This window comes from Streptomyces sp. NPDC002133 (assembly GCF_040296405.1).
Classification (GTDB): Bacteria; Actinomycetota; Actinomycetes; order Streptomycetales; family Streptomycetaceae; genus Streptomyces.
On the sequence record NZ_JBEOXF010000019.1, the window covers coordinates 94,011 to 113,375 of the forward strand.

The window sequence follows — 19,365 nt, forward strand, 5'->3', positions numbered from 1 at the left end:
TGGAACGGCTTTAATCGTTCCCATGGCGCATGACTACAGCTCAGGGGCTCACCTGTCACCGAGCAGTTACGAAGAAGACATGCGGCTGCTGCTCGCGCCGCGGCTCGCGTACTTCGCCGGGGTCGCCAGGCACGAGCATGTGACCCGGGCCGCGCAGGAGCTGGCCGTGCCGCAGTCGACGCTGTCACGGGCGATGGTCCGGCTCGAACAGGATCTGGGGGTCGCGCTGTTCACGCGCAAGGGGCGGACGGTGTCGCTGACCGCGGCGGGCCGCACTTTCCTCACGTCCGTGGAGCGGGCCCTCGCCGAGGTCGAACGGGCCGCGGAGTCCGTACGGGCCGACGCCGACCCCTCCGGTGGCAAGGTCGCCTTCGGCTTCCTGCACACCATGGGTTCCGAAACCGTGCCCGAGCTCATCCGCGCCTTCCGCGTCGACCACCCCCGGGTGCGCTTCACGCTCGTCCAGAACTACGGTGAGGCGATGATCGAGCGCCTTCGCGCGGGAGAGCTGGACCTGTGCCTGACCTCGCCGATCCCGGACGCGCCCGACCTGGTCGCCCGCCGCCTCGACGAGCAGCGCCTGCGCCTCGTCGTCCCCGACGACCACCCTCTCGCCACGCGCAGGCGCGTCCGCCTGGCCGAGGCCGCGGACGAGACCTTCGTGACCCTGGAACCCGGCTACGGTCTTCGCCGCATCACCGACGCCCTGTGCGCCGAGGCGGGCTTCGTCCCGCGCGTCGCCTTCGAGGGCGAGGAGGCCGAGACCCTGCGCGGCCTCGTGGCGGCGGGCCTCGGCGTGGCCCTGCTTCCGCCGCCCGCGGTGCCGCGCCCCGGGGTCGTCGAGCTGACGGTGACGGCCCCGCGCGCGGTGCGCGAGGTCGGCGTCGCCTGGCTCGACGGGCATCCGGACACGCCACCGGTGGCGGCCTTCAAGAAGTTCCTGCTGTCGCGGCGCGGGAATCTGCTGCCGGACTGATCCGGCGGGAAAGCGGACGGCGTCGGCGTCGCGGCGTGGGGCCGTGGTCCGGCGTCGTGGTCTCGGCCGGCGTCGAGGTGTCAGTGCCGCAGCGAGCGCCCGAAGCCCGCCGCGAGCGGCATCCGCAGCCCCAGCGGCGGCGGCGCCGCCAGCGCGTCCGCGACCGGGCGGGCGTACCCGCGCGACAAGAGCGCGCCGAGGACGAAGTCGGCGGCCAGGGCCAGGACTTCCGCCTGGTACTGACGCAGCGCGTGGCCGTCCGAGTGCACCTCGAAGCGGCAGGTGTCCCGGTTGGACTTCTTCGCGCGCTCGGCCAGCCGGTACGACAGCTCCGGATCCGTACGCGCGTCGTTCGTGCCGTGGACGATGAGGACCTGGCGGCCGGTGAGCTGTTTCACCGGTTCGGGTTGCGCCGCCACGTCCTCCGCGGGCAGCCAAGGGGCCAGAGCGAGCACGGAGTTGACGGCGCCGTGCCCGGCGGCGTGCAGCGCGGCGCGGCCGCCCATGCCGTGCCCGGCGAGGCACACGGGGACGTCCCCGTACCGCCGTATCGCCTCGTCCGCCGCCCATGCGGCGTCCGCCGCGAGCCGTGCGTCGGGTCCGTTCCAGCCGCGCCCGCGGTAGCGCACGACGTGGGCGACGAGTCCGTCGGCGCGCCCGGCCCGCGCCAGTGAGCGCGCCAGAGGCAGCGCGGCCGCGTGCGACAGGGCCGAAGGCCCGCGTGCCGACTCCGGTGCACCGTCCGGGAGCAGCAGCACCACCCCGCTCACGGCCCCGTCCGCGGGCGTCGGGCCGGCCACCGTCCCCCGGACCGGCCGGCCCAGGCTCGGCCGTACCACTGAACCGCCTCCTCGCGTCACGTTCGCTTCGAGACGGGCCTGTGCCGCTCCGGCCTCCTCGGCCGGACGCCCCCACCGCCGGGGCAGTGCGTGGTGTGCCATGACAGAACAGTCTCAGAAGTGCGGTGTACTCCACCCTTCCGCACGGTCACTGTTATGTATCGACGGGTGGTTCGTACAGCCGCCCTCTACGCGCGTAGGGATTAGAGTGCGGAGATGACGAGGCAGACCACCCATGTGTCATCCCGGGGAACCGCCCCCGGACCTGAGAGGCCCACCGCGGACCAGATCCGCCGCGCCCCCAAGGTGCTGCTCCACGACCACCTCGACGGCGGGCTGCGCCCCGGCACGATCATCGATCTCGCCCGCGAGTCGGGCTACGAGTCCCTCCCCGAGACCGAGCCCGACAAGCTGGGCATCTGGTTCCACGAAGCCGCCGACTCCGGCTCGTTGGAGCGATACCTGGAGACGTTCGCGCACACCTGCGCCGTCATGCAGACCCGTGAGGCGCTGACGCGCGTCGCCCTCGAGTGCGCGGAGGACCTCGCCGAGGACGGTGTCGTCTACGCCGAGGTGCGCTACGCCCCCGAGCAGCACCTGGAAGCCGGCCTGACCCTCGAAGAGGTCGTCGAGGCCGTCAACGAGGGCTTCCGCGAGGGTGAACGCCGCGCCCGCGCGAACGGGCACCGCATCCGCGTCGGCGCCCTGCTCACCGCCATGCGGCACGCCGCCCGCGCCCTGGAGATCGCCGAACTCGCCAACCGCTACCGGGACTCGGGCGTCGTCGGCTTCGACATCGCGGGCGCCGAGGCGGGCTACCCGCCCACCCGCCACCTCGACGCCTTCGAATACCTCAAGCGCGAGAACAACCACTTCACCATCCACGCCGGTGAGGGCTTCGGACTGCCGTCGATCTGGCAGGCCCTCCAATGGTGCGGTGCCGACCGCCTCGGCCACGGCGTCCGCATCATCGACGACATCGAGGTCGCCGCCGACGGTACGGTGAAGCTCGGCCGTCTCGCCGCGTACGTGCGCGACAAGCGCATCCCGCTGGAGCTGTGCCCGACGTCCAATCTGCAGACGGGCGCGGCCGCTTCGTACGAGGAGCACCCCATCGGTCTGCTGCGGCGGCTGCACTTCCGGGCCACCGTCAACACGGACAACCGGCTGATGAGCAACACCAGCATGAGCCGTGAGTTCGAGCATCTGGCCGAGACCTTCGGGTACACGCTCGACGACATGCAGTGGTTCACCGTCAATGCGATGAAGTCCTCGTTCATTCCTTTCGATGAACGCCTTGCGATGATCAATGACGTGATCAAGCCCGGCTACGCGGAGCTGAAATCCGAATGGCTGTTCCGTCAGACCGTCACGACCAGCGAGTCTTCCCCCGGCGAGAGCTGAGCGCGGAAGCGGCAAGGGGCCGGGAGCGTCAACTCCCGGCCCTTTTCGTCGGCACGGCCGTTTGCGGGGCGGAGTTCGCGCTGGCTAGCTTGCAAAGCCGCTCACATTCCCCCTCCCCAAGGAAAAGTCGCTGATGAAGCACGCTGCCAAGACCCTCGGTGTCGCCGCGCTCGGTGCCGCCTTCGCCGCTGCCGCCGCCGGTACGGCCTCCGCCGCCCCGCAGCTCCCCGAGGTCGGCACCCCGCTCAACGCCGTCTCCCTCCTCCAGAACCCGGCGGTCGCCTCCGCCGTCCAGCAGGCCCTCGAAGGTGCCGGCACGAACGCGCTGCCGCCGGGGCCCGCCGAGCAGGCCACCGGTCTCCTCGGGCCCGCCCAGGCGGCCACCGGTCTCCTCGGCGGTCTGCCGCTGCGCTGACCCGCGGACGACGAGAGGGGCGCACACCCGGTGCGGGTGTGCGCCCCTGCGCGCTGTCGAGGCGCCGTCACCGGGCGGTCGACGCGCTCTTCTCGGACGGCAGCAGCAGCCACAGCGCCAGGTAGAGCAGGAGCTGCGGGCCGGGCAGCAGGCACGAGACCACGAAGATCACGCGCATCGTGGTCGCGGAGGTGCCGAAGCGCCGTGCCAGCGCTGCGCACACTCCGCCGATCATGCTCTCCCCACGCCTGCGGCGTGGGAGGTGCCCCCAGTCACGGGGGCGGGCAAGTGCGGCCATGGTGGGCTCCTCGAGTCCTCGACTGGGAGCCACTCACCGGGCTCCCGATGACTCCATGCTCCCGCCGCGAACAGGGACGAAGCGTCGCTCTACGGGGCGATCCCGACCCTGGGAATCGTCGGGGTCGGCCCCTGAGAGGTGTCCTCCCGAAGCAGGGGTCCCCGCTGCTTCCTCGGGCCCTCGGACTGCCTGCGGCGCCTGCGGCGCAGCCGTGCGCGGCCCGCGGGGACGACCGCGAGATGGGCCAGCGCCACGCCCGCCGTGTTCAGCAGCAGCGAGTCCACGTCGACGACCTGCCCCGGCACCCCTGTCTGCAGCAGCTCGATGCCCAGCGACAGCAGCGCGCCCGAGGCGACCGTACGGGCCAGCGAGGCCAGAGGGGAGACGACGAGCCGGCCGCCCGCCATCGGCAGCAGCACACCGAGCGGGGCGAGCAGCAGCAACCCCTCACCTATCCGGCGGGCCGCCTGCACCGGGCCCAGGGCGAGATCCGCCTTGATGCCCGCGAGCGGCTCAAGATTCGCCGCCGTCACCCACATCACGTCGAGAGGGCGAAGCGTCAGCCATCCCACGAGTGCCAGATGGGCGAGGAGGAGGACGACCCCCGCCACGCGGAAGCGGATGGCGGCACTGCCGCCCGAACCTTGACGCTGCACGACCCACAAGACGACACGACCGGCGGGATCGGTTCCGCCGAGTGACGCGAACGTCAGGAACCACTCGCGGCAGGCAGCGGGCCGACCGTCGGGAGAACCGTCTCGGGGCGCTCCTTGGCCGCGTCCGTGCACCGGTATCCGCGCGGCGCGTACTCCCCGGGCCCGCCCAGGACCACCGTGCCGGAGTCCGCCGCGGCCTCGCTCTCCGCGAGCGTGCACACGATCTGCGCGAGCGCGACGGGCGGCAGGTCCTCCGGCTGCCGGGTCAGCCGCAGCGTGCCCTCGGGGTCGCCGTCGCGCGCCGGGGCCACGGTCAGCGGGCCTCGTACGTCGGTGGCGAAGCCGGCCTCGCGCTCGGCCGCGGACGGGTCCGCCTGCAACTGGTCGAGGAGTGCCCTGGCGATGACGATCCGGTCGCCGGCGGCCTTCTCGGAGACCGTCGCCGTACGGTCCACGGGCTCCAGTGCCGACGCGCACACCAGATACACCCGCACCGGCACGGCACCCGGCGCGGCGGGCGTGCGCGTCTCCTTGCCGGTCAGCGAGCACGGCACGCGCGACGGGGCGGGGCCTGCGTCGACGGGGACGGAGGTGGTACGGATACCGCAGCCGGTGGCCGCGGCGGCCACGACGAGAGCGCCGGCGAGCGCGGCGGCACCGCGCCGCAGCCGGGCACGGGCGGTGCTGACGGTGGTCGACGGTGTCACCGTGCGTCACCTGCCTCGTGCCCGTCGTTCTCGTCCGCGGGCGTGATGTCCGAGGCGTCGCGCGGGAGGCGGAGCACGAAGACCGCGCCGCCGTCGCCGTCCGTGGTGTTGGCCGCGGTGATGCTGCCGCCGTGGATCAGGGCGTTCTCCATCGCGATCGACAGGCCCAGACCGCTGCCCTCCGAGCGAGGGCGTGAGGCGCTCGCCTTGTAGAAGCGGTCGAAGACATGGGGCAGTACGTCCTCGGGGATGCCGGGCCCGTGGTCCCGTACCTCGATGATCAGCTCGTCCCCTTCCCTGCCGCCGGCCTCCGTGCGCACCGACACCCGCACCGGGGAGCCGCCGTGCTTCAGCGCGTTGCCGATCAGGTTGGCCAGGATGACGTCGAGGCGGCGCGGGTCGAGGCGGGCCACGATGCCGCGCTCCGCGTTCAGTTCGACCGCGTCCAGCCAGGCGCGTGCGTCGATGCAGGCGGTGACCTGGTCGGCGACGTCGACGTCGTCGAGGACGAGCCGGGCCGTGCCCGCGTCGAAGCGGGTGACCTCCATCAGGTTCTCCACCAGGTCGTTGAGGCGCCGTGTCTCGCTCACGACCAGCGCGACCGCGGGCGCGATCATCGGATCGAGGCTCTCCTGCTCGTCCTCCAGGACCTCGGTCACGGCGGTCAGCGCGGTCAGTGGTGTGCGCAGCTCGTGCGACATGTCGGCGACGAAGCGGCGGCTCGACTCCTCCCGCGCGCTCATGTCCGCGACCTTCTTCTCCAGCGACTCCGCCGCGCGGTTGAACGTCCGCGACAGCTCCGCCAGTTCGTCCGTACCGGAGACGTTCAGCCGGGTGTCGAGCTTGCCCTCGCCGAGCTGCCGCGCCGCCTCGCCGAGGCGCCGCACCGGCCGGAGCACGGTCGCCGCCGCGGCCTGGGCGATCAGCGCGGAGCCGACCAGCGCCAGCGCCGTGGCGATGCCCAGCGACCAGGCCAGCGAGTTCAGATCCGCCCGCTCCTGGTCCAGCGACTTGAACATGTAGCCCGTCGGCCCGCCGCCGGTGATCCTCGTACCGCCCACCAGATAGGGCGTGCTGCCCTGCTCCGTCCGCAGCCAGAAGAGGTGGTACGGGTACGCGTTCCCGGCCGTCACCGGCTGCCGCTCGTTGACCGCGTCCCGTAGCGACTTCGGCACGTCGTCGAGCGTGAACACGTCGGGGTCGGACGCCCCGACGATCGGCTTGCCCGCCTCGCGCTCGCCCAGCAGCACGACGCTGTAACCGGCGTTGCCGCTCGCCATCTGCTCGGCGGTCGTCTGCAGCTCGCTCTGCGTGGGACGCGCGGGCAGCGTCGCGGCCCGGTTCTGCATCTCCTGCCGGAAGTCGCCCAGCGCCGCGTCCTGCGTACGCGTCAGTACCGCCTCGCGGTTGAGCCAGTACGCGATCCCCGAGGCGGACACCGCGGCCGTCAACGCGACCATGCCGAACACGACGACGAGCCGCAGCCGCAGGCTGGTCCACCCGAATCCCGCGAGTATGCCTCTCTTCGCGGAACCCTTTTTCTCGGCCTGCGTCACCGCGCCGTCCCGTTCTCACCCGGAGCTGACGCCCGGGCGGGGCGCCCGTCTCCGCCCGCGCGACGCAGTAGTGCGGCCGTCGTGGACGGCTGCGGCCCGGCGGCCGCGCATGCGTCGCTCACTGAGGGGCGTCCAGTCGGTAGCCCACGCCACGGACCGTACGGATCAGGGTCGGCGAGGACGGCACGTCCTCCACCTTCGCGCGCAGCCGCTGCACACACGCGTCCACCAGGCGGGAGTCCCCCAGGTAGTCGTGCTCCCACACCAGCCGCAGCAGCTGCTGACGGGACAGCGCCTGGCCCGGACGGCGGCTCAGCTCCAGCAGAAGCCGCAGCTCGGTCGGCGTGAGCTGCAGATCCTCGCCGTTCTTGGTGACCGTCATCGCGGAACGGTCGATCACCAGCGAGCCGAAGGTCGCCGAGTCCGTCGACTCGCGCTCACCGCGCCGCAGTACGGCCCGGATACGTGCGTCCAGGACACGGCCCTGCACGGGTTTGACCACATAGTCGTCGGCTCCGGACTCCAGTCCGACCACGACGTCGATGTCGTCGCTGCGCGCGGTCAGCAGGATGATCGGCAGCTGGTCCGTGCGCCTGATCCGCCGGCACACCTCGAAACCGTCGATGCCGGGCAGCATCACGTCCAGCACGATCAGATCCGGCCGCTGCTCACGCAGCAGTTTCAGGCCGTCCTCTCCCGTCGCCGCGGTGGCCACACGGTGGCCCTGGCGTGACAGCGAGAGTTCGAGGGCCGTGCGGATGGCGTCGTCGTCCTCGATCAGCAACAGGAAAGGCACGGAGGTCATTCTGACTCATGGGGGAGCCGGAGTTCGACAGTTGGGACGCCTCCCGCCACGACGTGGCCCTGTGACAGCCCTGTGACAGTCGGCGGACACCGGCGTGAAGGTGCCCGGGCAATCTTTTTCGCACAGGGCCGGAAGACGACCCGCAGCCGACTCCAACCGACGGGGGGCGCGAGATGAACGAACTGCACAGCACCACGTCAAGCGCAGTTGTCACGCGTCTGCACGACGTCGTGCGGAGCACCGAGAAGTCCGGCGCCGTGAACGGGCGGGGGTGCGTTCGCGGCGCCGGGCGCCAGCACAAGGCGCCGACGCCGGCCACGACGTACATGACGGTTGTCGACACCACGCACGAGGGGGGCCACGGGGGGGCCGCGTACGGGGGGGAGGCCGAGGGGGAGCGGATGGGGTCGCTGCTGCCGGAGGCAAGGGGAGTGTCGGAGGCGGAGTTCACCGCCTACGTGCAGGAGCGCCGCGCCTCCCTGTACGCGACCGCGTACCACCTGACCGGCGACCGGTTCGAGGCCGAGGACCTGCTGCAGAGCGCGCTCTTCTCGACGTACCGGGCGTGGGACCGCATCAGCGACAAGGCCGCGGTCGGCGGCTATCTGCGCCGGACCATGACCAACCTGCACATCAGCGCGTGGCGCCGCCGCAAGCTGAACGAGTACCCGACCGAGGAGCTCCCGGAGACGGTGGGCGAGACGGACGCGATGCGCGGCACGGAGCTGCGGGCGGTGCTGTGGCAGGCGCTGGCGCGGCTGCCCGAACTGCAGCGCACGATGCTGGTGCTCCGCTACTACGAGGGCCGCACGGATCCCGAGATCGCGGACATCCTCGACATCAGTGTCGGCACGGTGAAGTCGAGCATCTGGCGGTCGCTCCGCCGGCTGCGCGAGGACGAGGTCCTCAGCTTCGGCCGTGACGAGGAAGAGTCCTTCGGCGAGCTGGTGGCCTGAGGGATTACGGGGGGACACGGGGGGACACGGGGGACCCCGGGGCCGGTCAGGACCGAGAGGTCCTGGCCGGCCCCGGGGTCGTTGTGCGGTGACCCCGAAGCGGCCCCCGACGGCAACCCATTCGTGCCGGGTCACCCCCACCACCCAGCCCGTCCGGCGTTTGAGGACGGACACGCGGGCCGCTGACCCGGCACGAGGCACCTGGACAGGCCCCACGCCGCGCTGCGGCACCGGCTCACGCCGTATTCGTAGCGGCTACGCCTCGCTTGCCGCAGGCGTACGGCGGCAGCGGCCCGCCGCCGCGGCGGCGAGGCGGCCGAGGGCCTCCTCCTTGCCGCAGGGGTGGGCGCCGAGCGCGGCCTGGCGGGCGACGATGCCGCGTTCCAGGCGCATGAGGCGCCAGCCGCGGCGGAGCAGGAACGCCACGGACTTGCGGCCCTCGCGCAGGTCGCGCAGCAGGCGTCGGCGGAACGTCGTGGAAGGACGCCCGCGCAGGCACAGCGCGTCGGCGAGTACCCCCGCCTGCCGGCAGCGGTCGACGATCTCCGCCGCGAAGATGCCCTCGGCGACGAAGAGCGGGGTGCGCTCGATGGCGAGGGTCTCGGCCCCGGTCCGGGAGCTGGTGGCGATGTCGTAGACGGGAACGGTCGTACGTCCCCTGCGGCACAGCTCCACGACCGCCTCGACCGCCGCGTTCGCGTCCCAGGAGGCCGGGGAGTCCCAGTCGATGTCCGTGCCGCCCGCGATCAGCGGGAGCGTGGGGTCGTCCGCTTCCTTGTAGAAGTCGTCGAGGCGCAGCACCGGGAGGCCGGAGCGGGCGGCGAGGGACGACTTGCCGGAACCCGAGGGCCCGGTGAGCAGGACGACGCGCGTCGGAAGGGGTTGGGAATTCACGGGACACCAGTCTGGGGCATTCAGCCGTGTGGGGGACCCCTCGGAGGTCCCGTTGGTATCGAGCATCACACCGGAACTACGCTGCGTGCTCCAGCTGTCACTTCTCGTCGAGGCAGGATTCTCATGGCACGTCCCACATTGCTCAGATCGGCCGGTCTCACCGTCACCGCGCTCGGTGCGGCGCTCGGCGCCGGTGCCGGCGTGGCGCAGGCGGGTCAGGCGGGCGACCTCGACCCGGGGGCGGCGCTGCGGACCACCGCGGCGACCGCCGAGCACCTCCCGCTGAACCCGCTCGCGAACACCGGCGTGGACCCGCTCGACAACGGCGTCGCCACCCAGGGTGCAGGCTTCGAGGGGGTCAACAGCCGGACCCTCACCGGCGACCTGGCCAGTGCGCCGGACCTCCCGGTCGCAGGCCCGCTGCTGGGCGGCCTGCTGCCCGGCTGACGGACCCGTCGGCCCCGGCGGAGGCGAGGGGCCCGCAGGAAGCATCCTGCGGGCCCCTCGTCGCTGCACGGCAGTGTCACTGTGCGGCGGTCTCGCGCGTTGTACGGCGGTCTCGCCGGACGTCAGTACGCCGAGCCGGACGCGCCCAGCGAACCCGTCGGGTGCCACACCGTCTTCGTCTCCAGGAACGCGGTCATGCGCTGCGTGCCCGGGTCGGCGGACCAGTCCTCGTCGCGCGGACGCAGCACCCTCTTGAGGTTGTCGGCGGCGGCGACCTCCAGCTCCGTGGCCAGCTGCTCGTCCGCGCCGGTCAGGTCGATCGCGTTGACGTCCTGGTGGGCGGCGAGCGGGGCCGCGATCTCGGCCGTGCGGCCGGAGAGGACGTTGACCACGCCGCCGGGCAGGTCGGACGTCGCCAGCACCTCGCCCAGCGAGAGCGCCGGCAGCGGTGCCTGCTCCGAGGCGATCACGACGACCGTGTTGCCGGTCGCGATCGCCGGGGCGATCACCGACACCAGGCCCAGGAACGACGACCTCTGCGGCGCCAGGACCGTGACCACACCGGTCGGCTCGGGCGTCGACAGGTTGAAGAACGGGCCCGCGACCGGGTTCGCCCCGCCCACGATCTGGCCGATCTTGTCCGTCCAGCCCGCGTACCAGACCCAGCGGTCGATCGCGGCGTCCACGACCGCGCCGGCCTTGGACTTCGACAGGCCCTCGGCGTCGGCGACCTCGCGCACGAACTGGTCCCTGCGGCCCTCCAGCATCTCGGCGATGCGGTAGAGGATCTGGCCCCGGTTGTACGCGGTCGCGCCCGACCATGCGCCGAACGCCTTGCGCGCCGCGACGACCGCGTCACGGGCGTCCTTGCGCGAGGACAGCGGCACGTTGGCCAGCCACTTGCCCTTGCCCGCCGCGCCGGCGGCTGATGTCGCTGTGGTCACCTCGTACACCCGGCCGCTCTCGCTCCGGGGGAACTTGCCCCCGACGTACAGCTTGTAGGTCTTGAAGACGGACAGACGCGTCTGCTCAACGGGACTCACTTGCGCTCCCCCTCCGGGGTCGACGGGGCGAGGTAGGCCTCCAGACCGTGGCGGCCGCCCTCGCGGCCGAAGCCCGATTCCTTGTAGCCGCCGAAGGGCGAGGTCGGGTCGAACTTGTTGAAGGTGTTGGCCCACACCACACCCGCGCGGAGCTTGTTCGCCACCGCGAGGATGCGGGAGCCCTTCTCCGTCCAGATGCCCGCCGACAGGCCGTACTGGCTGTTGTTGGCCTTGGCGACGGCCTCGTCCGGCGTACGGAACGTCAGCACCGACAGCACCGGGCCGAAGATCTCGTCGCGGGCCACGGTGTGCGCCTGCGTGACGTTCGTGAAGAGCGTCGGCGCGAACCAGTAGCCGGACGACGGCAGTTCGCACGGCGCGGTCCAGCGCTCGGCGCCCTCGGCCTCGCCGGTCTCGGTGAGGGCCGTGATCCGGGCCAGCTGCTCGGCCGAGTTGATCGCGCCGATGTCGGTGTTCTTGTCCAGCGGGTCACCGAGGCGCAGGGTCGCGAGGCGCCGCTTCAGCGAGTCGAGCAGCTCGTCCTGGATCGACTCCTGCACGAGCAGACGCGAGCCCGCGCAGCAGACCTGGCCCTGGTTGAAGAAGATGCCGCCGACGATGCCCTCGACGGCCTGGTCGATGGGGGCGTCGTCGAAGACGATGTTGGCGCCCTTGCCGCCCAGCTCCAGGGTGACCTTCTTGTCCGTACCGGCCACGGAGCGGGCGATGGCCTTGCCGACCGCCGTCGAACCGGTGAAGGCGACCTTGTCGACGTCCGGGTGCCCGACGAGCGCGGCGCCTGTGTCTCCGTAACCGGGAAGGATGTTGACGACACCCCTCGGCAGCCCGGCCTGACGGCAGATGTCCGCGAAGAACAGGGCGGACAGCGGGGTGGTCTCGGCGGGCTTCAGAACCACCGTGTTGCCGGTGGCGAGCGCCGGGGCGATCTTCCACGCGAGCATCAGCAGCGGGAAGTTCCACGGAATGACCTGGCCGGCGACGCCCAGCGGACGCGGGTTCGGGCCGTATCCGGCGTGGTCGAGCTTGTCGGCCCAGCCCGCGTAGTAGAAGAAGTGCGCCGCGACCAGCGGGAGGTCCGCGTCACGGGTCTCCTTGATCGGCTTTCCGTTGTCCAGGGTCTCCAGGACGGCCAGCTCACGGCTGCGCTCCTGGATGATCCGGGCGATACGGAAGAGGTACTTGGCGCGCTCCGAGCCCGGCAGCGCGGACCACTTCTCGAACGCCTTGCGCGCGGCCCTCACGGCGCGGTCGACGTCCTCGGCACCCGCCTGGGCGACCTCGGAGAGGACCTCCTCGGTGGACGGGGAGACCGTCTTGAAGACCCTGCCGTCGGCGGCGTCGGTGAACTCGCCGTCGATGAACAGGCCGTACGACGGCGCGATGTCGACGACGGACCGGGACTCGGGAGCCGGTGCGTACTCGAATACGGATGTCTGCTTGTCCATGGTCATGGGGTCTCAGTCCACCGTCACGTAGTCGGGGCCGGAGTAGCGGCCGGTGGCCAGCTTCTGGCGCTGCATCAGCAGGTCGTTGAGCAGGCTGGACGCGCCGAAGCGGAACCAGTGGTTGTCCAGCCAGTCCTCGCCCGCGGTCTCGTTGACCAGCACGAGGAACTTGATCGCGTCCTTGCTGGTGCGGATGCCGCCGGCGGGCTTCACGCCCACCTGCACTCCAGTCTGCGCCCGGAAGTCGCGGACGGCCTCGAGCATGAGCAGGGTGTTCGCCGGGGTCGCGTTGACCGCGACCTTTCCGGTCGACGTCTTGATGAAGTCGGCCCCGGCCATCATGCCGAGCCAGGAGGCGCGGCGGATGTTGTCGTACGTGGACAGCTCGCCGGTCTCGAAGATGACCTTCAGGCGAGCGGCGCCCGAGGCCTCCTTCACGGCCCGGATCTCCTCGAAGACCTTCATGTAGTTGCCCGCGAGGAAGGCGCCGCGGTCGATCACCATGTCGATCTCGTCGGCCCCGGCGGCGACGGCGTCACGGGTGTCCGCGAGTTTCACGTCGAGCGCGGCGCGGCCGGCCGGGAAGGCGGTGGCGACGGAGGCGACCTTGACGTCCGCTCCCTGCAGGGCGGCCTTGGCGGTGGCCACCATGTCGGGGTAGACGCAGACGGCGGCCGTCTTCGGGGCCGTACGGTCGGTCGGATCGGGATGGACGGCCTTCGCCGCGAGCGCCCGGACCTTGCCCGGGGTGTCCGCGCCTTCCAGCGTCGTCAGGTCGATCATCGAGATGGCCAGGTCGATGGCGTACGCCTTGGCCGTCGTCTTGATCGAACGGGTGCCGAGAGACGCAGCGCGCGCTTCCAGGCCGACGGGGTCGACACCGGGGAGCCCGTGCAGGAAGCGGCGCAGTGCGCTGTCGGACGAGGTCACGTCAGCGAATGCAGGTGCAATGGTGGGCATGGTCACCAGGGGAGCATATCTACGCGCGTAGCGGCCTGTACACCCCCGAGGCCGATCCAGGCGAGAATTCGCAGGTGGACACGTGTACACGTGACGCCTTTCACACCCCTGTGGCATGGACCGGACGAACCCCTCACACGTCATCACCGATTTCGTCCCTGCCGCCGACGGCAGTGCCGAGGTGCCGTCCGTGGCGGACGCGGACCGGATCGGCTGGTACAACCTCGGCGTCACGCCCGGCGAGACCGGACCGGCAGTCCTGATCGGCCACTTCGACACGGTGAAGGGCCCGGCCGTGCTGAAGGACGTCGCCGAGGTCCGCGTGGGCGCGAGACCAGCGTCGCACGCGCCGACGGCAGCACCGCCGCCTTCCGTGTCCGGGAGCTGGAACAGGTGAGCAAGAAGGCCTTCCGACGCGGAAGGTCCATGGCGACACCGCCCGTCCCGAGCTGCGGCTCACCACCTGCGGCGGGGAGCTCACCGAGGGCCACCGGCCCGAGACCGTCATCGTGTACGCCGAACTCGTCCGCTGTGACGCGTGAGGCAGAATCAGGAGCATGACGAGCCGCGCCCCCGACCCCGAGCCGACCTACGCCGACCGCGTCTTCCGGTCGAGGCCCGCCATGGCCGCCGGTGCGCTGATGCTGGCGCTGGTCTGCTGGATCGGCGTGGACGCGCTGGTGCGCGGCGAGGGCCGCATGCCGTGGCTGGGGCTCGCGGGGCTGCTCTTCGTGGTGCCGTTGATCGTCGCGTTCACGCTGCGGCCCGCGGTGTACGTGAATGACGACCGGTTGCGGATCAGGAACCCGTTCCGCACGATCACGGTTCCCTGGGCGGCGGTCGCGGATGTGCGCGCCGGCTACTCCAGCGAGGTCTTCACGCAGAAGGGCGTCAAGTACCAGCTGTGGGCCGTGCCGGTGTCGCTGCGGCAGCGCAAGCGGGCCGCCCGCCGCCAGGCGATGGCCGCCCACGACGACCCCCACGGCCGGACGTCCGTGACCGCGGACGTCACCGACAGCACGTCCCGCCTGGCTCCGGCCGACCAGACGGTCGCGGACCTGCGGGAGCTGGCCGAGCGCAGCGCCGCCCGCCCGGGTGCGCAGGGCGAGCCGCAGGTGCGCTGGGCCTATGAGGTCATCGGCCCCGCGGCCGCGGGTGCGGTCGCCCTCGTGGTGCTGCTGGCCACCGGCTGAGCCGGTACGCGAGGAAGGCCGGCAGGGAGGGGGCGCGGGGGCTCGTCGACAACGCGGTCAAGCGGTGCCCCGACGACGGCCACGTACGGGTCCGCGCGATGTCCTGCGGCGCCGTGACGATCAGCGACCAGGGGCCCGGCATCCCGGCGGCGGACCTGCCGTACGTCTTCGACCGTTTCCACCGCTCACCGGTGGCGCGCTCGCTGCCCGGCTCGGGGCTCGGCCTCGCCATCGTGCGCCAGGTCGCCGAGACGTACGGCGGCAGTGTCGCCGCCGAGCCGCTGGAGCAGGGTCTGCGGATGAGGTTCTCGGTGCCGGTCCTGGTCTGAGGCTGCCACGGTCCCTCACGGCGGCCCCGTCCACACGAGCAGCGCATACGCACCGAGCCACGCCGACGACAGCGCCGCCCCGCCCAGCACCACCAACGCGACCGGACGCCGGGCCCGCGCCACGGCCACCGCGATCGGCAGGAGCAGCGGGAAGGCGGGCAGGAGGAAGCGGGCGCGCGGGAAGTAGACGCCGCCGCTGCCGAGGACGATCACCAGCAGCACCCCCGTGAAGACGAGCAGCACCAGCGGCTGGCGGTCCGTCAGGCAGAGCAGATACAGCCCCACCGACCCCACCAGGACGACCGACACCAGCACCAGGAAGAGCATCGGGCTCGCGTCGTAGGCGAGGTGCTGGCGCAGTTGGACCAGCGTCGACCGCCCGCCGTCCCACTGGTTGCGCCACAGTTTCTGTACGGCGAAGTAGCCGTCCCAGCGCCCGACGCGCTGCCCGACCCAGGCGACGTAGCCGCACCACCCCAGCGGCGCGAGCAGCGCCCCCGCGAGCGCCCGCCGGTCGCGCGTGCGTACGTACGCCAGGAGGCCCGCGACGGTCACGGCCGCGGCGAGGGCGATCCCCGTGGGCCGGGTCAGCCCTGCCAGTACGGCGAGTGAACCGGCCAACGTCCACCGGTCGTTGAGCGTCGCGTACAGCGACCATGCGGTGAGCGCCGTGAAGAGCGACTCGGTGTAGCCCATCCACTGGACGACCGCGACGGGGTACGCGCCCCACAGCACCGCCAGCACCGTCCCGGCGCGCTGCCCGTGGAGCCGGTCTCCGACCGCGAAGATCCCCCACGCCGCGACCAGCGACGCCACGGCCGCGATCACGAGCGCGACGGAGGCCCTGGTGCCGGGCGTCACCGCCGCGACGGCCTTCACCAGGGCCGGGTAGAGCGGGAAGAAGGCCAGGTTGTTCGAGTCCAGCGCGGTGCCGAGCTCCCGCTGGTACCCGTGGTCGGCGATGCCGAGATACCAGTTGGAGTCCCATGTCGTGGCGAGCGTCGGCCAGATGCCGCGCTCCTGGATGTGCGCCCACCGCGCAAGCACCAGCAGCCCGAACAGCCGCACCACGAGATACCCGAGCAGCGCGGGCGCCGCCCGCTCCAGCGCCCGGACCAACCGGCCCTCACCACCTGGTACGCCGCCGCCCCCCGGGGCCGGTGGCCGACGGGAGGCGGGGACGGTCGGGCGGTGTGTCGCGATCGGGGGCACTGCGGCAGCTCCGGTGACTCGGCGGGCGGTACCGGGGTCACCTTCGCCCGTGGGCCGCGTGAGGGCACGGGGTGCTGCGTCGACTGCCGTACGGGATTCACCCGTTCGGGGTTCGGCGCCGGACCTGCCCGGTCGGCGCACCTGTGGCGGGCGCCCCGGCACCGACCGGCGGGCCGGGGCGTCCGTTCCCGGAGAACGCCGAGCGGGCTGCCGGGGAGCCGGGCGTCAGATACCGGCCGCGGCCGCCAGGTCGCGCTTGATCGCGTCCAGCACCTCCGCCGCCCGCGCCCGGGCGCTCGCCAGTCCCCTGGCGTCGGCGACCGGGACCACGACCTCCAGGTAGCACTTCAGCTTGGGCTCGGTGCCGCTCGGGCGGACGATGACGCGGGCCTTGAACTCGCCCTCCAGGTAGTACCGCAGGCCGTCCGTCGGCGGCAGCTTCTCGCTGCCCTTCGTCAGGTCCTCCGCCTCGACGACCTGCAGGCCGGCCAGCAGCACGGGCGGCTGCTCGCGCAGCTCCCGCATCGCGTTCGCGATGACGCCCAGGTCCTCCACGCGCACCGACAGCTGGTCGGTGGCGTGCAGCCCGTGCTCGACGGCCAGGTCGTCGAGCAGGTCGGAGAGCGTACGGTCCTGCTCCTTGAGCTCCGACACCAGCTCGGCGACGAGCAGCGCGGCGGTGATGCCGTCCTTGTCGCGTACGCCGTCGGGGTCGACGCAGTAGCCGAGCGCCTCCTCGTAGCCGTACCGCAGGCCCTCGACGCGCGAGATCCACTTGAATCCGGTCAGGGTCTCCTCGTGACGGAGCCCGGCCGCCTCGGCGATGCGCCCCAGCAGCGACGACGACACGATCGACTCGGCGAACGCGCCGCGCGCACCCTTGTGGACGAGGTGCGCGGCGAGCAGTGCGCCGACCTCGTCGCCGCGGAGCATCCGCCAGCCTCCGTCCGCACTGTCGTCGGGGACGGCCACGGCGCAGCGGTCGGCGTCCGGGTCGTTGGCGATGACGACGTCCGGCCGGGCCTCGCGCGCCTTCGCGAAGGCGAGGTCCATCGCGCCCGGCTCCTCCGGGTTGGGGAAGGCGACGGTCGGGAACGCGGGGTCCGGCTCGGCCTGCTCCTCGACGAGCACCGGCGCGGGGAACCCGGCCCGCGCCCAGGCCGCCAGCAGCACGTCCTTGCCGACGCCGTGCAGGGCCGTGTGGACGACGCGGGCGGTACGGGGGGAGTGGGGGTTCAGCACGGCGTCCGTGCGGGCCAGATACGCCTCCAGGACCTCGTCCCCGAGGGTCTCCCAGCCGGCCTCCGGCAGCGGCACGTCGTGCAGGCTGCCCACCGCGTCGATGCGGGCCGCGATCTCGCCGTCCGCAGGGGGCACGATCTGGGAACCGTCGCCGAGGTAGACCTTGTAGCCGTTGTCCCGGGGCGGGTTGTGGCTGGCGGTCACCTCGACGCCCGCGACGGCGCCCAGGTGCCTGATGGCGTACGCGAGCACGGGCGTCGGCAGCGGGCGCGGCAGCAGGGCGGCGCGCAGGCCGGCGCCGACCATGACGGCGGCGGTGTCGCGGGCGAAGTCGGCGGACTTGTAGCGGGCGTCGTAGCCGATGACCACGAGCCCGCCGGTGTGGCCCTGGGCCTTGAGGTGGGCGGCGAGTCCCGCGGCGGCGCGGATGACCACGACGCGGTTCATCCGCATCGGGCCCGCCCCCAGCTCACCGCGGAGCCCGGCGGTCCCGAACTGCAGCGTCCCGGCGAATCGGGCGGCGAGCTCGTCGGTGTCCTGGGCCTCGATGAGCTTGCCCAGCTCGTCCCGGGTCTCCGCGTCGGGGTCCTCGGCCAGCCAAGCCTGGGCCTGCGCGATCAGGTCCTGCGCCACGGTGTGCCTCTCTGATGTCGTTGTGTGCGTATGCGTGTGTCTGCGGGTACGCCTACCCGCTCCGGGCACGTGTCGCCCGGTCACCCCGAGTCGGGGTGCGTCTCCGTCTGCCGCCAGGTGGGTGGTTTGTGCCCGCCCGTCCGCCTGCGGAACGACTTCCCACGAATCACGGGCGCGGAACGACCCCCCACGAACCATGAGGCACCCGCCCACCCGGCTCAGCCACCGGGGGCCCGGCCCCCGACGGCAACCGCACGGCACGGGCCGATCCCACACCCAGCCCGTCCCGCGCCTGGAGGACGGACATCCCGGACGCCGACCCGGCACCGGGTCACCCCGCACCCCGCCCCGGCGGGCGGCCGCGGGGGTCCTTCGGCGTCGGCCCCCGGGGGATCAGATACGCGCCAGGACCTGGGTCAGCAGGTCGCCCATGCGCGCAGCCGAGTCGCGGCCCGCCTGGAGGACCTCCTCGTGGTTGAGGGGCTCGCCCGAGAGGCCCGCCGCGAGGTTGGTGACCAGGGAGATCCCCAGCACCTCCGCACCCGCCTCGCGCGCTGCGATCGCCTCCAGGACCGTCGACATGCCTACGAGGTCGCCGCCCATCACGCGGACCATGTTGATCTCGGCCGGGGTCTCGTAGTGCGGGCCGGGGAACTGGACGTACACGCCCTCCTCCAGCGACGCGTCCACCTCCTTGCACAGCGCGCGCAGCCGCGGCGAGTACAGGTCGGTCAGGTCCACGAAGTTCGCGCCGACGATCGGCGACGTGGCCGTGAGGTTGATGTGGTCGCTGATCAGCACGGGCTGCCCGGGACGCATGCCCTCGCGCAGACCGCCGCAGCCGTTCGTGAGGACGACGGTCTTGCAGCCGGCGGCGACGGCGGTGCGCACACCGTGGGCGACGGCGGCGACGCCACGGCCCTCGTAGTAGTGCGTGCGGCCGAGGAAGACCAGTGCGCGCTTCTCTCCGATCTTGTACGAGCGGATCTTGCCGCCGTGGCCCTCGACGGCGGGCGGCGGGAAGCCGGGCAGGTCGGTGGCCGGGAACTCGGCCTCGGGCGCGCCGAGGGCGTCGACGGCCGGCGCCCAGCCGGAGCCCATCACCAGGGCGACGTCGTGGGTCTCGGCGCCCGTGAGCTCGCGCAGGCGTGCGGCGGCGTCGGTGGCGGCGGCGTGGGGGTCCGGGTGGGTAACAGAAACGTTCACGGGAAAAGGGTAGCCCGTGAATCCCTACGCGCGTAGATGACGATGCTCACGACTCTGCAGCGCTTTCCTCGTGGTTATGCACAAGAGTCCGGGCAGGCAGCCGAACAAGAAGCCGCGGAAACGCCCAC

The 19,365-nt window shown here is 72.2% G+C and carries 20 protein-coding genes and 1 pseudogene; 8 read left to right on the plus strand and 13 right to left on the minus strand.

Annotation, left to right across the window (positions count from 1 at the left end; genetic code table 11):
• Positions 1-22: 22 nt before the first annotated feature.
• On the plus strand, positions 23-976 hold the full coding sequence (locus tag ABT078_RS20090) for a LysR family transcriptional regulator (RefSeq protein WP_351229483.1): 954 nt from the start codon (positions 23-25) through the stop codon (positions 974-976).
• Positions 977-1,056: 80 nt separating this feature from the next.
• On the opposite strand, the gene ABT078_RS20095 is transcribed toward ABT078_RS20090, so the two are convergent.
• On the minus strand, positions 1,057-1,737 hold the full coding sequence (locus ABT078_RS20095) for an alpha/beta hydrolase (RefSeq protein WP_502981260.1): 681 nt from the start codon (positions 1,735-1,737) through the stop codon (positions 1,057-1,059).
• Positions 1,738-2,031: 294 nt separating this feature from the next.
• On the opposite strand from ABT078_RS20095, the gene ABT078_RS20100 reads away from it, so the two are divergent.
• Both ABT078_RS20100 and ABT078_RS20105 read left to right on the plus strand, forming a co-directional pair.
• Complete coding sequence (locus ABT078_RS20100) at positions 2,032-3,219, plus strand: adenosine deaminase (RefSeq protein WP_351229485.1); 1,188 nt, start codon at positions 2,032-2,034, stop codon at positions 3,217-3,219.
• 133 nt (positions 3,220-3,352) lie between these two features.
• Positions 3,353-3,634, plus strand: a complete 282-nt coding sequence (locus ABT078_RS20105; RefSeq protein WP_351229487.1) for a hypothetical protein — start codon at positions 3,353-3,355, stop codon at positions 3,632-3,634.
• A 67-nt stretch (positions 3,635-3,701) separates the two neighbouring features.
• On the opposite strand, the gene ABT078_RS20110 is transcribed toward ABT078_RS20105, so the two are convergent.
• From ABT078_RS20110 to afsQ1, 5 genes are all read right to left on the minus strand, one after another.
• The gene (locus ABT078_RS20110; protein ID WP_351229489.1) at positions 3,702-3,932 is read right to left on the minus strand and encodes a PspC domain-containing protein; all 231 of its coding nucleotides are present in this window, start codon (positions 3,930-3,932) and stop codon (positions 3,702-3,704) included.
• A gap of 89 nt (positions 3,933-4,021) precedes the next feature.
• Positions 4,022-4,588: a VanZ family protein gene (locus ABT078_RS20115; RefSeq protein ID WP_351229491.1), complete on the minus strand. Its 567-nt coding sequence runs from the start codon at positions 4,586-4,588 to the stop codon at positions 4,022-4,024.
• Positions 4,589-4,641: 53 nt separating this feature from the next.
• On the minus strand, positions 4,642-5,295 hold the full coding sequence (locus tag ABT078_RS20120; protein ID WP_351229493.1) for a hypothetical protein: 654 nt from the start codon (positions 5,293-5,295) through the stop codon (positions 4,642-4,644).
• Positions 5,292-6,851 (minus strand): ATP-binding protein, encoded by a 1,560-nt coding sequence (locus ABT078_RS20125; RefSeq protein WP_351229495.1) that lies wholly within the window; start codon positions 6,849-6,851, stop codon positions 5,292-5,294. Before ABT078_RS20125 ends, ABT078_RS20120 begins: the two co-directional genes overlap by 4 nt.
• 118 nt (positions 6,852-6,969) lie before the next feature.
• Complete coding sequence (gene afsQ1 / locus ABT078_RS20130) at positions 6,970-7,647, minus strand: two-component system response regulator AfsQ1 (RefSeq protein WP_351229557.1); 678 nt, start codon at positions 7,645-7,647, stop codon at positions 6,970-6,972.
• Positions 7,648-7,829: 182 nt separating this feature from the next.
• On the opposite strand from afsQ1, the gene ABT078_RS20135 reads away from it, so the two are divergent.
• On the plus strand, positions 7,830-8,612 hold the full coding sequence (locus tag ABT078_RS20135) for a SigE family RNA polymerase sigma factor (RefSeq protein WP_351229497.1): 783 nt from the start codon (positions 7,830-7,832) through the stop codon (positions 8,610-8,612).
• A 255-nt stretch (positions 8,613-8,867) separates the two neighbouring features.
• Here ABT078_RS20135 and ABT078_RS20140 read toward each other — a convergent pair whose 3' ends face one another.
• On the minus strand, positions 8,868-9,572 hold the full coding sequence (locus ABT078_RS20140; RefSeq protein ID WP_351229499.1) for a uridine kinase family protein: 705 nt from the start codon (positions 9,570-9,572) through the stop codon (positions 8,868-8,870).
• Between the two features lie 57 nt (positions 9,573-9,629).
• Between ABT078_RS20140 and ABT078_RS20145 the strand changes: the two genes are divergently transcribed.
• Positions 9,630-9,953, plus strand: a complete 324-nt coding sequence (locus ABT078_RS20145) for a hypothetical protein (protein WP_351229501.1) — start codon at positions 9,630-9,632, stop codon at positions 9,951-9,953.
• Positions 9,954-10,075: 122 nt separating this feature from the next.
• Here ABT078_RS20145 and ABT078_RS20150 read toward each other — a convergent pair whose 3' ends face one another.
• Genes ABT078_RS20150 through deoC form a run of 3 tightly spaced genes read right to left on the minus strand, consistent with a single transcriptional unit; the run spans position 10,076 to position 13,422 of the window.
• Complete coding sequence (locus tag ABT078_RS20150; protein ID WP_351229503.1) at positions 10,076-10,996, minus strand: aldehyde dehydrogenase family protein; 921 nt, start codon at positions 10,994-10,996, stop codon at positions 10,076-10,078.
• Positions 10,993-12,468 carry an aldehyde dehydrogenase family protein gene (locus ABT078_RS20155; protein ID WP_351229505.1) on the minus strand — a complete coding sequence of 492 codons (1,476 nt, stop codon included), beginning with the start codon at positions 12,466-12,468 and terminating at the stop codon, positions 10,993-10,995. The genes ABT078_RS20150 and ABT078_RS20155 overlap by 4 nt, the downstream gene beginning before the upstream one ends.
• A gap of 6 nt (positions 12,469-12,474) precedes the next feature.
• Positions 12,475-13,422, minus strand: a complete 948-nt coding sequence (gene deoC / locus ABT078_RS20160) for a deoxyribose-phosphate aldolase (RefSeq protein WP_351229507.1) — start codon at positions 13,420-13,422, stop codon at positions 12,475-12,477.
• A gap of 160 nt (positions 13,423-13,582) precedes the next feature.
• Here deoC and ABT078_RS42725 point away from each other — a divergent pair.
• The 3 genes and pseudogenes from ABT078_RS42725 to ABT078_RS20175 all read left to right on the plus strand — a co-directional run.
• Positions 13,583-13,964: pseudogene (locus ABT078_RS42725) on the plus strand (sortase domain-containing protein); the annotation flags it as partial.
• Positions 13,965-13,979: 15 nt separating this feature from the next.
• Positions 13,980-14,615 carry a PH domain-containing protein gene (locus ABT078_RS20170; RefSeq protein ID WP_351229511.1) on the plus strand — a complete coding sequence of 212 codons (636 nt, stop codon included), beginning with the start codon at positions 13,980-13,982 and terminating at the stop codon, positions 14,613-14,615.
• A complete protein-coding gene (locus ABT078_RS20175; protein WP_351229559.1) occupies positions 14,612-14,944 on the plus strand; it encodes a sensor histidine kinase in 333 nt (110 codons plus the stop codon). Before ABT078_RS20170 ends, ABT078_RS20175 begins: the two co-directional genes overlap by 4 nt.
• Positions 14,945-14,959: 15 nt before the next feature.
• On the opposite strand, the gene ABT078_RS20180 is transcribed toward ABT078_RS20175, so the two are convergent.
• The 3 genes from ABT078_RS20180 to ABT078_RS20190 form a co-directional block, all read right to left on the minus strand.
• Positions 14,960-16,156, minus strand: a complete 1,197-nt coding sequence (locus ABT078_RS20180; protein WP_351229512.1) for a putative hexosyltransferase — start codon at positions 16,154-16,156, stop codon at positions 14,960-14,962.
• A gap of 225 nt (positions 16,157-16,381) precedes the next feature.
• Positions 16,382-18,031 carry a phospho-sugar mutase gene (locus tag ABT078_RS20185; protein ID WP_351229514.1) on the minus strand — a complete coding sequence of 550 codons (1,650 nt, stop codon included), beginning with the start codon at positions 18,029-18,031 and terminating at the stop codon, positions 16,382-16,384.
• Positions 18,032-18,424: 393 nt separating this feature from the next.
• Complete coding sequence (locus tag ABT078_RS20190; RefSeq protein WP_351229516.1) at positions 18,425-19,237, minus strand: purine-nucleoside phosphorylase; 813 nt, start codon at positions 19,235-19,237, stop codon at positions 18,425-18,427.
• Positions 19,238-19,365 lie beyond the last annotated feature (128 nt).

What these genes read in the sequence shown, in the direction of transcription:
- ABT078_RS20170 (WP_351229511.1), top strand. Translation starts at nt 13,980, where the DNA reads ATGACGAGCCGCGCCCCCGACCCCGAGCCGACCTACGCCGACCGCGTC.
- ABT078_RS20140 (WP_351229499.1), bottom strand. Translation starts at nt 9,572, where the DNA reads ATGCTCGATACCAACGGGACCTCCGAGGGGTCCCCCACACGGCTGAAT.
- ABT078_RS20155 (WP_351229505.1), bottom strand. Translation starts at nt 12,468, where the DNA reads ATGACCATGGACAAGCAGACATCCGTATTCGAGTACGCACCGGCTCCC.
- ABT078_RS20135 (WP_351229497.1), top strand. Translation starts at nt 7,830, where the DNA reads ATGAACGAACTGCACAGCACCACGTCAAGCGCAGTTGTCACGCGTCTG.
- ABT078_RS20145 (WP_351229501.1), top strand. Translation starts at nt 9,630, where the DNA reads ATGGCACGTCCCACATTGCTCAGATCGGCCGGTCTCACCGTCACCGCG.
- ABT078_RS20110 (WP_351229489.1), bottom strand. Translation starts at nt 3,932, where the DNA reads ATGGCCGCACTTGCCCGCCCCCGTGACTGGGGGCACCTCCCACGCCGC.
- ABT078_RS20105 (WP_351229487.1), top strand. Translation starts at nt 3,353, where the DNA reads ATGAAGCACGCTGCCAAGACCCTCGGTGTCGCCGCGCTCGGTGCCGCC.
- deoC (WP_351229507.1), bottom strand. Translation starts at nt 13,422, where the DNA reads ATGCCCACCATTGCACCTGCATTCGCTGACGTGACCTCGTCCGACAGC.
- ABT078_RS20100 (WP_351229485.1), top strand. Translation starts at nt 2,032, where the DNA reads ATGACGAGGCAGACCACCCATGTGTCATCCCGGGGAACCGCCCCCGGA.
- ABT078_RS20090 (WP_351229483.1), top strand. Translation starts at nt 23, where the DNA reads ATGGCGCATGACTACAGCTCAGGGGCTCACCTGTCACCGAGCAGTTAC.